A 653-nucleotide genomic window follows, 5' to 3' on the forward strand; every position below is an offset into this window, starting at 1 on the left:
GCCCGCCGACGTCCACTTCTAACAGATGGCTCGAATCACAAACTGGAAGCGTGAGAGCCGCACGCCCACACTCGCATACCGGAATACCGAGATCGGCGCTCGGGCTGTCTTACACCGAGCACCGGACTCGTACCGCTACAAGTGGCGTGGCGCAATCCTCGTCGACGGCTACCCAGTATGGTCGCGGGGGTACGAGACGAAGGACGCAAAATCGTTCCGTGACGAGCTCCGGAAGCGGCCAGCGCCCGAATTGAGTTGTCCCGAATGCCCGAACGAGGACATCCTCGTCGGTGAGAAGTCAGCAGACGGGGCGAAAGTTCAGCGCTGGTTCGACTGCCACGACTGCGGCTACGAAAGCCGCTCGGCAATCGTCTACGGCGCCGAGCGCTGAAATCATTCCCCGAGTACAGCGTCCACCGAGCACGGATTAACCAACAACTAGTCGGTCTGAGTCGGTTGTGTTGGTTAACGCGTTCAAGCACATCTGCAACTCAGAGACTGCAGCAAGTTTTTCACCCCCTGAGGGGTGCGGGGGTACTCAAACGAGTACCTTCGAACAGACCCATGAGTAGAACTATCGACTCACAGTCGCTCCAACAAAGAAGCCAGAGAAGTGACCGCGACATCGTCTACGTCGGCTACCGACAGCGAGG

General features: G+C 58.7%; 1 protein-coding gene. It reads left to right on the forward strand.

What is annotated here, in order from left to right; genetic code table 11:
* Positions 1-25 precede the first annotated feature (25 nt).
* The gene (locus DEQ92_RS21260) at positions 26-391 is read left to right on the forward strand and encodes a hypothetical protein (RefSeq protein ID WP_115821744.1); all 366 of its coding nucleotides are present in this window, start codon (positions 26-28) and stop codon (positions 389-391) included.
* The last annotated feature ends 262 nt before the right edge of the window (positions 392-653 follow it).

Source organism: Haloferax sp. Atlit-6N (assembly GCF_003383195.1).
GTDB classification, from domain to species: Archaea; Halobacteriota; Halobacteria; order Halobacteriales; family Haloferacaceae; genus Haloferax; species Haloferax gibbonsii.